12 protein-coding genes are annotated in these 14,785 nt (G+C 35.4%); 8 read left to right on the top strand and 4 right to left on the bottom strand.

What is annotated here, in order from left to right; genetic code table 11:
* Positions 1 to 115: 115 nt before the first annotated feature.
* From LNQ34_RS15040 to LNQ34_RS15030, 3 genes are all read right to left on the bottom strand, one after another.
* Positions 116 to 718 (bottom strand): trimeric intracellular cation channel family protein, encoded by a 603-nt coding sequence (locus tag LNQ34_RS15040; protein WP_202703183.1) that lies wholly within the window; start codon positions 716 to 718, stop codon positions 116 to 118.
* Positions 719 to 810: 92 nt separating this feature from the next.
* A complete protein-coding gene (locus tag LNQ34_RS15035) occupies positions 811 to 1,674 on the bottom strand; it encodes a hypothetical protein (RefSeq protein WP_202703184.1) in 864 nt (287 codons plus the stop codon).
* Positions 1,675 to 1,864: 190 nt separating this feature from the next.
* Positions 1,865 to 2,608 carry an RDD family protein gene (locus tag LNQ34_RS15030; protein ID WP_202703185.1) on the bottom strand — a complete coding sequence of 248 codons (744 nt, stop codon included), beginning with the start codon at positions 2,606 to 2,608 and terminating at the stop codon, positions 1,865 to 1,867.
* Between the two features lie 20 nt (positions 2,609 to 2,628).
* On the opposite strand from LNQ34_RS15030, the gene LNQ34_RS15025 reads away from it, so the two are divergent.
* The 6 genes from LNQ34_RS15025 to LNQ34_RS15000 all read left to right on the top strand — a co-directional run bounded on the left by LNQ34_RS15025 (position 2,629) and on the right by LNQ34_RS15000 (position 9,347).
* The gene (locus LNQ34_RS15025) at positions 2,629 to 3,594 is read left to right on the top strand and encodes a stage II sporulation protein M (protein WP_202703186.1); all 966 of its coding nucleotides are present in this window, start codon (positions 2,629 to 2,631) and stop codon (positions 3,592 to 3,594) included.
* Positions 3,594 to 4,541 carry a hypothetical protein gene (locus LNQ34_RS15020; RefSeq protein ID WP_230000319.1) on the top strand — a complete coding sequence of 316 codons (948 nt, stop codon included), beginning with the start codon at positions 3,594 to 3,596 and terminating at the stop codon, positions 4,539 to 4,541. Before LNQ34_RS15025 ends, LNQ34_RS15020 begins: the two co-directional genes overlap by 1 nt.
* Positions 4,534 to 5,310 (top strand): DUF4129 domain-containing protein, encoded by a 777-nt coding sequence (locus LNQ34_RS15015; RefSeq protein WP_230000318.1) that lies wholly within the window; start codon positions 4,534 to 4,536, stop codon positions 5,308 to 5,310. Before LNQ34_RS15020 ends, LNQ34_RS15015 begins: the two co-directional genes overlap by 8 nt.
* Positions 5,303 to 6,514, top strand: a complete 1,212-nt coding sequence (locus LNQ34_RS15010) for a DUF4350 domain-containing protein (protein ID WP_230000317.1) — start codon at positions 5,303 to 5,305, stop codon at positions 6,512 to 6,514. The genes LNQ34_RS15015 and LNQ34_RS15010 overlap by 8 nt, the downstream gene beginning before the upstream one ends.
* A 244-nt stretch (positions 6,515 to 6,758) precedes the next feature.
* A complete protein-coding gene (locus tag LNQ34_RS15005) occupies positions 6,759 to 7,769 on the top strand; it encodes an AAA family ATPase (RefSeq protein WP_202703190.1) in 1,011 nt (336 codons plus the stop codon).
* Positions 7,770 to 8,015: 246 nt separating this feature from the next.
* Positions 8,016 to 9,347, top strand: a complete 1,332-nt coding sequence (locus tag LNQ34_RS15000) for a DUF58 domain-containing protein (RefSeq protein ID WP_230000316.1) — start codon at positions 8,016 to 8,018, stop codon at positions 9,345 to 9,347.
* A 256-nt stretch (positions 9,348 to 9,603) separates the two neighbouring features.
* Here LNQ34_RS15000 and LNQ34_RS14995 read toward each other — a convergent pair whose 3' ends face one another.
* The gene (locus tag LNQ34_RS14995) at positions 9,604 to 11,208 is read right to left on the bottom strand and encodes a hypothetical protein (protein WP_230000315.1); all 1,605 of its coding nucleotides are present in this window, start codon (positions 11,206 to 11,208) and stop codon (positions 9,604 to 9,606) included.
* Positions 11,209 to 11,876: 668 nt separating this feature from the next.
* Here LNQ34_RS14995 and LNQ34_RS14990 point away from each other — a divergent pair.
* The gene (locus LNQ34_RS14990) at positions 11,877 to 12,962 is read left to right on the top strand and encodes a phosphoglyceromutase (protein WP_230000314.1); all 1,086 of its coding nucleotides are present in this window, start codon (positions 11,877 to 11,879) and stop codon (positions 12,960 to 12,962) included.
* Positions 12,963 to 13,982: 1,020 nt separating this feature from the next.
* On the top strand, positions 13,983 to 14,774 hold the full coding sequence (locus LNQ34_RS14985; RefSeq protein WP_089077771.1) for a TrmH family RNA methyltransferase: 792 nt from the start codon (positions 13,983 to 13,985) through the stop codon (positions 14,772 to 14,774).
* Positions 14,775 to 14,785 lie beyond the last annotated feature (11 nt).

The raw sequence follows: 14,785 nt of genomic DNA, 5'->3' as shown, positions 1-14,785 counted from the left end.
AAAAAAGTTTGCCGCGAATTCACAAATTTAATTTTTATTGTCTACCAAAAATTTAAATTCTGTTTGTGAATTCGCGGCTCTTAAATTTTCAGCACACTGCTATCGTTCAAAAATCTTACTTGTGTTCAAATGCCGGTAAATACCATTTGTACTTTACGGCTAATAAACGTGTAACAATCATTACGACAGAAGTCACTAAATACAATATATCGTCTTCTAAATTCAGTTTTTTAAGGATAAAAAATACGATTCCTCCAAAAATACAGATGGTGGCATAAATCTCTCTTCTAAAAATGGTTGGAATTTCGTTACACAAAATGTCCCGAATCACACCGCCAAAACAAGCCGTCATGGTTCCTAAGGCAATACAAATTGCAGGATGTAAACCAATCATAATCCCTTTTTCGAGTCCAATCAAGGTAAAAACCCCTAATCCGATGGTATCAAACAAGAATAGCGAAGTACGCAGTCTGTCGAACTTTTTTCTGAAAAGGATAGCAAATCCAAACCCCAGGATGATTACATATACATATTGCAAATCCAGCATCCATCCTACAGGTGTTCTGCCAATCAGCACATCACGAAGCGTTCCTCCACCAACAGCAGTCACAAAAGCAATGATAAAAACACCAAACGGATCCAGTTTTTTATGCATCGCTGTCAAAGCGCCCGACATGGCAAAAGCCATGGTACCAATAAGATCTAATAAATGAAACATTTTTTACTTTTTAGCTGCAAAAGGCGCAGAGCCGCAAAGGTACAAAGCTTAAAGCTTTTTTTTATTCTTTAGTGCCTCTTCTCTCTGATTATTTATTTTCTAACATAAATTGGACTTCTTTTTAACAGATAAGAAACAGAATCCATCCAGCTGTCTTTTATGTTTAAGAATGGCTTACGGGTTTGTGAATAGATTTTCGTTCCGTTTTTATACATGTCAAAATAAACCATGTAATTGTAGTAGGTTTGTGTACTTGACGTTGTAGTCGAAATATCGTTTGTTTTAAGCCTTTTATTGTTGTCGCTCACTTTGGCATTTCCGCTGTTATACGTTGAGGCTACTGAACCTTCCGTTAGGGTATACGACACTTTTGTTGCGATAATATTGTCTACTCCTAAAATTCTTTGAAGATCTTCGATTGGGGTTTCATCGATATTTTTATAATCTATCCCTGCTTTGTGCAATAAACTGTTGGTTACTCTTAAATCCTGAACCGTTAACGGAAAAATATTCGACGATTTATCCAGTAATTTGTTGTACAAATCATTCTGAGCAAATTTTGCCATTTCTTCTGAACTTTCTAAAGTGCCTGAGTTTACATAAGGTACCGGCAGCACAGCAATGGTATTGGGTTTCATTTCAGCTGCAGCAACGGCCTGTACTGAATTAGCGGAACTAGAAGTATTTGATGCTGTTGCATTTACAGACACATCAAAAGTTTGAGAACGCCCACTCGCAAAATCAATTCTGGCAATCTGAGATACGTCAAGTGAAATTTGCAGTGTTTCTCCCGGTAAAGAATATTCAACCGCTTTATCAGACATTTTTGCAATAGTACATTCAATAATCTGATAATCTCTTTTTATAATTTTATCCAGTTTTTTGCTTCCGGTCTGAGCAAAGCCAACAACCGATAATAATAACATTATAATTCCAAAAACCTTTGTAATTTTCATAATTTCTATAATTTAAATGATCCTACTCTTAAAGCTTTTCGGTAACGCCTTTCTAAAATCAATAAATGTCTCCATAGTACAACTAAAAAAATCAGCACTACGGCAAGTTGATTTTAGTATTAGTAAAACTACAAAAATTATGAACTTGATAAAATGACATTTATCATCCTTTTTTTCCCCCCTTTAAACACTACATATGCTGCGTATAAAAATTATAATCTTTGAGAATGACTCTCAGAAAGTCGCTATTATTGCCTGACTGATTTTTAATTCCGGTAACACTCTCTATTTTGGCAACCAGTTTATAAATGATTTCATGATCGTTTTTAGCAAGTGCACTTTGAAAAGTCTCTTTGATAATTCGCATATCATTGTCCGACAATTTAATTACCAAAGGATAAGTCGGAACATAAGCGTCTCCAATTTCCTCCAGAATAGTATGGCTGATGTTGATTTTATTTTTTAATGTAATCACAGCTGTTCCGGCAACCATATCGCCCAATCGCTGTCCTTTTTGACTCGAAATTATAGATATCAGCCCCACGATTCCTCCAAGAATAGAAATATCCACTAATCTGAAAAACCATCGCATTAAATAATCTCCAAATCCCGCCTGATAACCGTCAATTTTTACCACTTTTATTTTTACTAATTTCTTACCAATCGTCTGTCCTTCAAAAATACTTTCTAAGGTTATGGTATAAATGATAAATGGAAAATACAGTAGTAAAAGTATAGACATTCTCGACCAGTTATCTAAGGTATTCAGTACTTTATCGAAATTTAGTCCGTAAAAAAATACCAGAGAAATTACGGTCACATAAGCCAGTTTAATAGCCAAATCAATGAAATAAGAACCTATTCTTTCCCCTATCGTTGCGGCGATAAAATTTATTTTGACATTTTGTGTCGTATTTATAGATAATTCTGACATATTTTATATTTTAGCCTGCAATGAGAGAAGTTGCCTTCATAAAACAAAATAAAGAAAAATGGCTGGAATTTGAGCTAGCTATTTTTGGTAAAGCTAAAAAAAATCCGGACGAGTTAGCTAATTTGTACATTCAAATGATGAATGACCTGTCGTATGCCCAAACGTATTATCCGAAGAGCAAAACCGTTATTTACCTCAATCATCTCGCTTCACAAATTTATCAGAAAATTTATAAAACAAAACGAACAGAAAAAAATAAGTTTCTGGAATTCTTTGTTACCGAAGTCCCCTTGCTGATGTACGAGTACAAACGCTATTTACTGTATGCATTTGTTTTGTTTTTTCTGACGGTGGGAATTGGTGTTGTTTCTGCCAGATACGACCAGGATTTTGTTCGTCTTATTCTGGGTGATTCTTATGTGAACATGACCTTAGAAAACATCAAAAAAGGAAACCCAATGGCTGTATACGGCTCCGGAAGTAACTGGGGAAGTTTTATCGGCATCACCATGAACAACCTTTATGTAGGCGCGAGATGTTACATTTACGGAATTTTCGGAGGTCTGGGTACTTTTTATATTTTCCTTCGAAACTGTATCATGCTGGGCTCTTTTCAGTACTTTTTTTACGAACAGGGCGTTTTCTGGAAAAGTGTCCGCGGTATCTGGATTCACTGTTCAATGGAAATCTTCGCCATTGTAATCGAAACTACAGCAGGCTTTATTTTGGGAGCTTCCATCTTGTTTCCTAAAACTTTCTCGAGAATGAATTCTTTTAAAATAGGCTTCAAAAATAGTTTCAAAATATTCCTGAGTACTTTTCCGTTTACCATCAGTGCGGGTTTTCTCGAAGGTTTTATCACACGTTATTCCATTGACATGCCCAATTGGCTAAGTAGTTTTATCATTTTACTTACTTTAGCTATAATTTCATTTTATTATTTGATTTATCCTTTTATTGTTCACAAAAAAACAACTTTATCCTAATGTTTGAACTTTACAAAAAACGACAGCTGGGCGATTATATCATCGATACTTTTTCCTTTTTTAAAACTTTTGGAAAACATTTTTTTAAGATCTTTTTCATCATCAACGGGGCCTTTCTCCTAATCGTAGGGGCTTTGGTCTTTTTCTTTTTAAAAAGTAATTTTCAGGCTGTATTTAATGATAGCTTAGACCAACCCGCTGACAATCTTGCTGGTTATTTTAACGATAATTTTGGGCTCTTAGCTGGCTTTGTTGCCCTCTTTTTTATTGCTGTAATTGCTTTGTCGCTTTTCAACTCGACTTACCCTATTCTGTATCTAAAACTGGTGGCGAAAAAGAACACCACTGATTTTAAAACAGAGGACATTACCACGATCTTCAGACAAAACATCTGGAAAATCATCAAATTTTGTATTGGACTTACATTTCTTGTTGTTCCAGTGCTGTTAATCGTTATAATCATACTCTTCTTTTTATGCTTTCTAATTGTGGGGATTCCCCTTTTGTTAATTGCTATCCCCGCTTTATTTACCTGGGTAAACTTTAGTTTTTATGCTTATCTGACAGAAGATAAAAGTTTCTTTCAATCCTTAAATCATGCCTATCTTTTACTAAAAGAAGATTTCTGGACTTCCATCGGAGCTACTTTTTTAATGCTGATTATGATCCAGATGATTCAGGGATCGATCACCATGGTGTTCTATTTTGCCGGAATATTTATGGTCTTCCTAACCGCAATGGGAAGCTCTAATTATAATGCAGAAGCGATGAGTGATTCTCCGCTCTTGCTAATATTCCTAACTCTGATTTTCATCCTCATCTTTACCCTGAGTAATATTTTCAACAACATGATCATGATCAATCAGGGAATTATGTACTATAGCCTGGGAGCAAAAGATAAAATTTCAAATCGCGACATTGATTTAATCGGAACCGATAATGAATAAAATCTTCCTATTCCTTTTATCTTTTTTTATTTTCTCCGGCATTATTCAGGCACAGGATACTTTGGCTACAGCCGAACCTCCCAAAATAACAGCTGTAAAATACACTGAAAAAGATATTCGGATAGATTCTGACACCATAGAAATTAAGACTTTCTCTAAAAATTTTAAAAAAAAATATACCGGCTCCAGCTTCGTTTATGAATTTAAAGCTCCTGAAAAAGGGCTATGGCAGCGTTTTAAGGAATGGCTGGCCAGTATTTTTAGCGATTGGTTCGATTTTGAAACTCCGCAAAGCTCTATTGATTTTGTTTCGGTTTTAATAAAAGTACTGGCCGTTCTCATCATCATTTTTGTTATTTATCTCATCGTAAAAGCTATCATTAATAAAGAGGGACAATGGATTTTTGGAAAAAACGCTAAGAAAAAAAATATTATCTATTCAGAAATCGAAAAGAACATTCATCTTTTAGATTTCGATAAACTGATTAAAGAAAGTATACAGTCCGGAGAAAAAAGAGCTGCCGTTAGATACTACTATCTGTGGCTTCTGAAAGTAATGGCACAAAATCAGTACATCGAATGGGACATCGAAAAAACCAATTCTGATTATTTATACGAACTTCAAAAACCTGCACACAAAGAAGAATTTACTTATTTGTCTTATCTGTACAACTACATCTGGTACGGTGAGTTTGAGATCGACGAAATCACTTTCAGAAAAACCGAAAACCGATTCAAGAATGCCTTAAAAACCTTTAGCAATGAATAAAACACTTAAAATTTACATTGCTGTACTGGTTCTTATTCTAGCTTTAATTCTGATTGCAGATCGCGAACGTCCAAAACCTATTGACTGGACTCCCACCTATTCTGTTAATGACAAAATTCCTTTTGGGCTCTATGTTTTTAACAACGAAATCAATGATTTTTTTAAGAACCATACCGTAGAACGAATTTCAGACCTAACTCCTTATGAGTATTTGACCTCAAAATATGACAATGACAGTCTTGTCGAAAATTACAAAATAAAAGGAACTTTTTTAAACATCTCCGAATCCAATACCATTGATGAAGAATCTGTAAACGAACTTCTTTACTTTGTATCACGCGGAAACAATGCTTTTTTGAGCATGAAAGACTTTCCTCAATACCTCTTAGACAGTTTAAAAGTCGAAGTAAATGGGGATTATCTCAATTCAGGCAACACCACTGTTTGGCTGACTAACTCCCAACTGAAGGACAAAAAATATAAGTTTGTACAGACATTAGAAAATTATTTTTCTAAAATTGATACCGCAAAAACCAGCGTTCTCGGTTATCAGCTTTCTTCGGTCAAGAAAGCAAAAAAGCACGTCAATTTTATAAAAATACCGTATTATCAGGGGCATTTTTACCTGCACACACAGCCTGTTGCTTTTACAAACTACAACTTACTGAAAGCAAATCATTATCAGTACACAGAGAACGTCTTATCCTGTTTGCCTGAGGGAGATATTTTTTGGTACACAAAAGGGCAAAACAGCGAACGCATTTCCGAATCGCCTCTGCGATACATTTTAAGTCAGCCCGGTTTAAAATGGGCCTGGTATTTCTTTCTGTTTGGCATGTTGATTTTTATTATTTTTAATGCCAAGCGCAAACAGCGAATTGTTCCCATATTAAAACCTTTGCCCAATTTAACCGTTGATTTTACAAAGACTATTGGAAATTTATATTATCAGGAAGGCGATCACACTAATATTATTGATAAAAAGATCATTTACTTTTTAGAGAAAATCAGGAATGAATATTTAATCGATACCACGAAACTGGACGATCATTTTATTCAAAAATTGCATCATAAAACGGGTAAAAATGTAACGGATATTCAGGAGCTCGTATTTTTGATTAACGAACATCGAAAGAGTTATCACGGCAGTCTTGAAGAAGATCTGATTCGAATAAACAATGCCATAGAAAAGATTTTACATTAGCCCACGGTTGAAATTAATAAAAAATTGATTTAACACATAGAAACATAGATTTGTTAGGTATAGAAAGGAAGCAAAAAAAGAAATATATTTCTTTCACATAGAAGCAGATGTGTTTTTAAATAAAATGAAATGCCTTTTTTATAGACGCTGAACCTATGTATCTATGTGTTAAAATGAATTATCCCAAACAGGTTTATATTAGAAAAAAATACAATCGAATTCAAAAAAAGAAAAACTGACCATCATGGACGATATCAATACAACATCTGAAATCACAAATGAAAATGTGAATTTTGAAACCAGAATAAATTTAACTCCACTTTTAGATCACGTTAGCGCAATTAAAAAAGAACTTGAAACTGTAATTGTCGGACAGCACAAAATGGTCGATCAGCTTTTGGTGGCTATTTTATCCAACGGACACGTTTTACTGGAAGGAGTTCCGGGAGTTGCCAAAACCATTACAGCCAAACTATTGTCCAAAACCCTGAACATTGGCTTTAGCCGTATACAATTCACCCCGGATTTAATGCCATCGGATATCTTAGGAACTTCGATTTTTAATTTAAAAACCTCTGAATTTGAATTCAAACAAGGCCCAATTTTCTCCAATTTAATCTTAATCGACGAAATAAATCGTGCCCCTGCCAAAACACAGGCAGCACTTTTTGAAGTAATGGAAGAACGTCAAATTACCATTGACGGATCGGCCTATCAGTTAGAAACTCCATTTTTGGTAATTGCCACTCAAAACCCGATTGAGCAGGAAGGAACTTACCGTTTGCCGGAGGCACAATTGGATCGTTTTTTATTCAAAATCACCATCGATTATCCGAAACTTGAAGAAGAAATTTTAATTATCCAAAGAGAGCATTTACTACAAAATCACGGAAAATTAGAGGCTGTTAAAACGATACTTTCTGCTGCTGAAATAAAAGAATACCAGGCTTTGGTAAAACAAATCAGAGTCGAGCAAAATCTGTTGGAATACATTGCACGAATTGTAGTCAATACCCGTGAAAATGCATTCTTATATCTGGGAGCCTCCCCGCGTGCTTCAATTGCTATTTTGAATGCTGCCAAAGGTTTTGCTGCCATCCGCGGACGTGATTTTGTTACTCCCGAAGATATAAAAGATGCTGCCATTCCGGTTTTACAGCATCGTGTAATTGTAGCCCCTGAGCGCGAAATGGAAGGCATCACAAGTTCAGAAATCATCAGACAAATTATTGAGACTGTTGAAATTCCGAGGTAGTTTTTAGTCGCAGTTTTTAGTCGCAGTTTTCAGTGGCAGTACACAGTCGCAATACACAGTCGCAATACACAGTTGCAGTACACAGTCGCAGTACACAATTGCAGTACACAGTCGCAGTACACAGTCGCAGTACACAGTGAAAACTGAGACTGAGACTGAGAACTGAGAACTGAAACTTGAAACTTGAAACTTGAAACAATAAAAACTTGAAACTTGAAACAATAAAAACCTGAAACCTTTTAAAGCGTGAAATTCATCAAAAGCCTTTATCTTAATAACTTCTTTTTCTATGTGCTTCTGAGCATAATTGGATTGTTTGTCTGTGCTTTTATTTTTCCAAATTTGTACAATGCGGTTTGGTTTGTGGTTTTAATTTTATTTACTTTCTTAGGGCTTGACGTACTCCTGCTTTATCTTAGTAAAACAGGCATTGAAGCGGAAAGAACGACACCGGAAAAACTTTCAAACGGAGATTTGAATCCCGTAACCATCACCGTTAAAAACCATTATACCTTTAAAATTTCAGTTAAGATAATCGACGAAATTCCGTTTCAGTTTCAGGTACGTGATTTCAAAATTGTAAAAAAGATTAAAGCTTCTGAGCAAAAAGAAATTGGCTACGAATTACGACCAACAGAACGAGGAGAATATTACTTTGGTTATCTGAACGTTTATGTTTCGTCACCGCTAAGACTAATTTCCAGAAGATTTTCGTTCGATAAAGACAAAATGGTTCCCACCTATCCGTCTTATATTCAGCTGCGAAAATATGATCTATTGGCTTTTTCGAATAATCTCTACCAATACGGAATCAAAAAAATCCGTAGAATTGGCCATACGATGGAATTCGAGCAAATTAAAGAGTATGTTCAGGGTGATGATCTTCGAACTTTAAACTGGAAGGCTACAGCCAAGAAAAATGCTTTAATGGTCAATCAGTTTCAGGACGAAAAATCGCAATCCGTTTACATGGCAATCGATAAAGGCCGCTCCATGCAAATGCCATTTGACGGACTGAGTTTACTGGATTATGCGATCAATTCGACCTTAGTTTTATCGAACGTTATTCTGAAAAAGCAGGACAAAGCAGGTTTCTTTTCATTCTCTAAAAAAGTAGAAAACCGTGTTTTTGCCGAGAAAAGAGCTTCTCAGATGCAAAAAATTCTCGAAACCTTATACAATATCAAAACCGACTTTTTTGAAAGTGACTACAGCCGTTTGTATGTAGACATCAAGAAAAACATCAATCAAAGAAGTTTGATCCTTTTGTACACTAACTTTGAAACAATGGACGGTTTAAACCGACAGTTGCCTTACTTAAAAGGAATTGCAAAAAGTCATTTATTGGTTGTCGTTTTCTTTAGCAATACAGAACTAAATGCGATCATCAATAAAAAAACGGATACGATTCAGGAAATCTACGACAAAGTAATCGCCGAAAAATTCATGTTCGAAAAACGTTTAATCGCAAACGAACTCAAAAAATACGGCATCCACGCTGTTTTAACACAGCCTGAAAATTTGACTTTGGACACCATCAATAAATACCTCGAAATTAAGTCGAGAGGAATTTTATAGCAGCTGTACAATAGTTTCCGTGAATGTAAAAAGTGACGAAGATGCTACTAGAACAGTTCTGTTGTATTATATGCCAAAATAAAAATCGGGTTCGTTACCAGCAAAAAAGACAGAAAAAATTAAACCGGAAAAGATAAATTCTAATCCGGTTTAACTAGTTACTATTTTGCTGTACTTTCAAAATACTCGTTTCTCAATAAATAATTAAAGAGTATAAAAAACAAGGAGATTCCCCCTAGACCACATACAGAATTTACTAATAATCCTCTCCTAGTCTGCTTCTAATTATGGCAATATTGGGTTCATGCTTATGCTCAGCATACTGTACGTAAAACTCAGAAGCTGTAGACATAATATCTCTATGCCATATTCCAAAAATCCACCACCATTTTCTATAAAATATTCTGTTATTGTGTTCCGCTCCTAAAACATGACCAATTTCATGAGCCATTGTACTAGCCCCACCAATGGTATGAGCCGTAAATGCAGGGAACCAAGCACTAGTACTACCTCCATAAAAATAGGAATCTATATAAGCCTTCCCTACAGCACTATCAGTAGTTGACCAAAAAAGATAACCGTAGATCGTATTTTTTTCAGGTGTTCTAAATTTATTGTATAAGAAAGAATTAAATTTCTCTAATTTTCCACTCGTATCTGTGTTAGTATCAAATTCCCCCTGATAAGACCTTACAAAATTGATATGGCGATTCTTCCCCATCGAAAATATAAAATCATTCCAAGCCCAATTAACTTCGTGAGATATAGGTGTGTTAGAATTGTTTCCCTGATACCAAAGCTTTACGGTTACTACTTTTTTAGTTTTTTCTCCTAAGTACTCCCAAAAATTATTACTTGTAGAATTGGTAGGAAAATATCCGTAAGACCAGTTTTTAAGCTTGAAAAATTCTTTTTTCTTATTCCAAGGATTATTGTATTCATAGATATCCCCTTCTTCACCTCTATTGTTAGGGTAGTACTGCCAGTCATAAGGCCCCAAAAACTCCCAATCTTCATTACTTTTTCTATTTACTGGAAAATTGGAATCAAGACGATCTTTTTTACAACGAAAATATTCTCTTCTTTTTGTAACCTGGTTATCATTAACATATATTTCGCCAACACGTTTATAACGAATTGTAGAGTTCCACATATAGGCAACCTTATTCCCAAAAATATAATCATATAGGACCGAATTAGAACCAGTAGCTTTAGAGGAAGAGCCCAAAGTGGCATAGGAGAGCGGAAGACTTACATCCTGTATCCCTTCATCTGCAACGCCACAGCCCAAATTTGACTCCTCCCCACTGAAACTGCTAGAAGACAACTGTTTATCAGCCTTGTTATTTTTAGCAGAAAAATAAAAAGAGGTTTTATCAGCATTATAAACATACTCACCTTTAGCATTATCTGAATTGTATTTCTTAGCAGACTCATTAGACAAACTAATCTGAGGTGTTGTAAATAAAGCTATTTTTTTTGACTCTCCCTTAAAAGAAGAACTGATATAGGCATGATCTCCTGTAAGGGTAATAACGGCCTGCTCAAATTTATTCTCAGGCCCGGATTTTGATATAAATGTCATTTCTTCCTTCCCATTTTCATCTTTTGACAGAAAATTTTCAGCTCTTTCCAAACCTACTATAACACATAAGGTGTCTTTTTTATCTTTTAATATGATATTCTTATCGGTAGAAAACTTCGTCGATAAGCTAGTTAAAGAGGATATGCTCTCATTTATATCAAGCACATCAAAAGATAGCTCATCATAGACACTCGAAGAGGTCTTTTCTGTATTAGAATCTTCTGCACAACTGAAGAAGACTAAAATAATAAAAATAAATACTAATGCATTTCTCATAATTTTAATTTTGTGTTTGTTAAACAATTAAATGGACTTTTTCAATTTCAATACTCTTTTAAGCTCGATTGTCGCAAAACACATCCTGCTAAATATTTTTTAACCAGTAAGTTAAATCATATCAAACCTGTTTACTAAAAACCAAAAACAATCCCTCACTCTCCTTTCAGATGTTGTTCTTTCCTATGACTCATCGCCAAAATATAAAGTTATTTATACTGATTTTTTTCTCACTAAAAGACAATGGGGACTATAATCTCTTTTAGATTCACTGTTATTTTTTAATCTTTCAGAATCGGATCCTGATACCTGTATTCAAAATAAATAACTGCTAAAAAAAACTTAATTTAAGGCAAATCTAAAAAAAACAATATAATTATACAAAAAAACTTACAATTAAATTTATTTTATACGTCTTTTACTTATAAAAAATACTTAATACTGCCTTTTTTGAGCCCAAAGGAGTCGCTCATTCTCTTCTAGAATCAAATTCTTAGAAGCCTGCTTCTAAATCTCAAAAGACGATACGCTTTATTAAAGTTTTTAACCGGATAACAAAATTTTCTATCACTTCTTGGAATTTGAAACAAAAACTTAACCTATATTTAGCGTTAAAAAAGAAAAACCTTTGCAACTTAGCATCTCAGAATCTCAGTAAGTTAAAAAATATGAAAAAGCTCATTTTACTCGCATTCTTTTTTTCCGGTTTTTACTCTCATGCACAAAAAACCGAGAACATCATCATTATCACCACCGATGGTTTTAGATGGCAGGAAGTGTTTAAAGGAATGGACCCAGCAATTGCCAATGATAAAAAATTCAATCAGGGAGACAGTACCTATATTTATAAGAATTATGCAAGTGCTGACTCCAAAGAAAGCCGAAAAAAAATCATGCCTTTTCTATGGTCTGAAATTGCTGCGAAAGGGCAAATTTATGGCCATCGCGAGTTAGGAAGCAAAGTTGATGTTTCTAACCCGTACTGGTTCAGTTATCCCGGATACAGCGAAATTATGACCGGAAATGTTGATGTTGCCATCAACTCCAATCATTACAAGAACAATCCAAATGTAAATGTCTTAGAATTTTTAAACCAGCAATCTAAACTAAAAGGAAAAGTTGCCGCTTTTGGCGCCTGGGATGCTTTTGATCGAATTTTAAACGAGAAAAGAAGCGGTTTTCCGGTAATTTCTGCCTTCGATAATGTGGGAGGAGACAAACCTACAGAAACTCAGAAGTTATTAAATGAAATGCGCAACAACTCGTTTAAACCTTTTCATCAGGATGAGTGTTTAGATGTTTTTACGCACTATCAGGCTTTGAACGAACTTAAAACCAAAAAGCCAAAAGTACTTTACATTGCCTATGGAGAAACTGACGAATGGGCGCACGCCGGACACTACAGATCCTATCTTGATGCTGCAAATCAGGTCGACAAATGGATTAAAGAAATCTGGAACTTTGTACAAAATGATCCCCAATACAAAAATAAAACGACACTGGTAATCACCGTAGATCACGGTCGTGGTGACAAAACAAAAGCACAATGGACAGATCATGGTGCCGATGTTGAAGGTGCCTCACAAATTTGGTTCGCTGCAATGGGGCCAGAAATTGCCCCAAAAGGCGAAATCAAAACAGATTCTCAACTGTATCAAAAACAAATAGCACAAACCATCGCAAAAATCATGGGATACACCTTCACTGCTCCGCATCCGGTAGCAAACGAAATTTCAGAAGTCCTTACAAAATAAAAGTTTTTTTTGCCACAGATTAAAGGATTAAAAAGGTTATAATCTATAAAAATCTTTTAATCTGTGGCAAACTCTTTTTACGATTTTAGAATCTCAGTAGCTTAGCCTCTCAGAACCTAAGCTCCTCCAAGAAAAAGCCTCTGAACCTTTACAACTTTTCAAAAAAACCTCAGTGACTTAGCATCTCAGAACCCTAGCATCTCCAAAAAAAACCTTTTTAAAAAAAATCTCAGTACCTTAGCCCCTCAGAACCTAAGTACCTTTAAAAAAAAATTTACATCAGTTTTCCTCCTCTACCCCCTGTAGAAAAACTCAGTACCTTAGCACCTCTGAACCTTAGTACCTCCAAAAAAACCTGTGCAACTTTTTAAAAAAAATCTCAGTACCTTAGCCCCTCAGAACCTAAGTACCTTTAAAAAAAAATTTACATCAGTTTTCCTCCTCTACCCCCTGTAGAAAAACTCAGTACCTTAGCACCTCTGAACCTTAGTACCTCCAAAAAAACCTGTGCAACTTTTTAAAAAAAATCTCAGTACCTTAGCCCCTCAGAACCTAAGTACCTTTAAAAAAAAATTTACATCAGTTTTCCTCCTCTACCCCCTGTAGAAAAACTCAGTACCTTAGCACCTCTGAACCTTAGTACCTCCAAAAAAACCTGTGCAACTTTTTAAAAAAAATCTCAGTACCTTAGCCCCTCAGAACCTAAGTACCTTTAAAAAAAAATTTACATCAGTTTTCCTCCTCTACCCCCTGTAGAAAAACTCAGTACCTTAGCACCTCTGAACCTTAGTACCTCCAAAAAAACCTGTGCAACTTTTTAAAAAAAATCTCAGTACCTTAGCCCCTCAGAACCTAAGTACCTTTAAAAAAAAATTTACATCAGTTTTCCTCCTCTACCCCCTGTAGAAAAACTCAGTACCTTAGCACCTCTGAACCTTAGTACCTCCAAAAAAACCTGTGCAACTTTTTAAAAAAAATCTCAGTACCTTAGCCCCTCAGAACCTAAGTACCTTTAAAAAAATGAAACAAATTACCTCAGTACAAAATCCGTTTATAAAATCACTTGTTTTACTACAGGAAAAGGCCAAAGCCCGCAAACAAACCGGAACATTTTTGATTGAAGGTTTACGTGAAATTTCACTCGCAATAAAAGGAGGCTACGAAATAGAAACCGTTTTATTTTTACCTGAATTGGTTACTGAAAATCAGATTCATAAATTGGTAAACAGTCCGGTTCAACTCATTGAAATCAATAAAGAAGTTTATCAGAAACTAGCGTATCGCGATACTACTGAAGGCGTTCTGGCTATAGCCAAAACCAAATCAATGCTTTTATCGGATCTAAAACTATCTGATAATCCATTGATTGTAGTTGCCGAAGCACCGGAAAAGCCGGGAAACATCGGCGCCCTTTTGCGCACTGCCGATGCTGCAAATCTTGATGCCGTATTAATTGCCAATCCAAAAAGCGATTTATACAATCCGAATATTGTACGCTCCAGTGTTGGCTGTTTATTTACCAATCAGATTGCAACCGGAACGACGGCTGAAATCATAGCCTTTTTAAAAGAAAAGAAGATCGATTTTTACTGTGCAACACTCCAAAATTCTACTTCGTATCACACACAGGATTTCACCACTCCCACTGCATTGGTTGTGGGTACAGAGGCTACCGGCTTAACGCAGGACTGGCGAGATGCTGCTACTCAGAATATCATCATTCCCATGCAGGGCGAAATCGACAGCATGAATGTCTCGGTTGCTGCTGCTATTCTAATATTCGAAGCCAAGCGTCAACGCGGATTTAACTAAACCAAAACATA

The organism is Flavobacterium lipolyticum, from assembly GCF_020905335.1.
GTDB lineage: Bacteria > Bacteroidota > Bacteroidia > Flavobacteriales > Flavobacteriaceae > Flavobacterium > Flavobacterium lipolyticum.
This window is presented reverse-complemented; position numbering and strand designations above follow the sequence as displayed.

What these genes read in the sequence shown, in the direction of transcription:
- LNQ34_RS15020 (WP_230000319.1), top strand. Translation starts at nt 3,594, where the DNA reads ATGTTTGAACTTTACAAAAAACGACAGCTGGGCGATTATATCATCGAT.
- LNQ34_RS15005 (WP_202703190.1), top strand. Translation starts at nt 6,759, where the DNA reads ATGGACGATATCAATACAACATCTGAAATCACAAATGAAAATGTGAAT.
- LNQ34_RS14995 (WP_230000315.1), bottom strand. Translation starts at nt 11,208, where the DNA reads ATGAGAAATGCATTAGTATTTATTTTTATTATTTTAGTCTTCTTCAGT.
- LNQ34_RS15015 (WP_230000318.1), top strand. Translation starts at nt 4,534, where the DNA reads ATGAATAAAATCTTCCTATTCCTTTTATCTTTTTTTATTTTCTCCGGC.
- LNQ34_RS15030 (WP_202703185.1), bottom strand. Translation starts at nt 2,608, where the DNA reads ATGTCAGAATTATCTATAAATACGACACAAAATGTCAAAATAAATTTT.
- LNQ34_RS15025 (WP_202703186.1), top strand. Translation starts at nt 2,629, where the DNA reads ATGAGAGAAGTTGCCTTCATAAAACAAAATAAAGAAAAATGGCTGGAA.
- LNQ34_RS15040 (WP_202703183.1), bottom strand. Translation starts at nt 718, where the DNA reads ATGTTTCATTTATTAGATCTTATTGGTACCATGGCTTTTGCCATGTCG.
- LNQ34_RS15010 (WP_230000317.1), top strand. Translation starts at nt 5,303, where the DNA reads ATGAATAAAACACTTAAAATTTACATTGCTGTACTGGTTCTTATTCTA.
- LNQ34_RS14990 (WP_230000314.1), top strand. Translation starts at nt 11,877, where the DNA reads ATGAAAAAGCTCATTTTACTCGCATTCTTTTTTTCCGGTTTTTACTCT.
- LNQ34_RS14985 (WP_089077771.1), top strand. Translation starts at nt 13,983, where the DNA reads ATGAAACAAATTACCTCAGTACAAAATCCGTTTATAAAATCACTTGTT.
- LNQ34_RS15035 (WP_202703184.1), bottom strand. Translation starts at nt 1,674, where the DNA reads ATGAAAATTACAAAGGTTTTTGGAATTATAATGTTATTATTATCGGTT.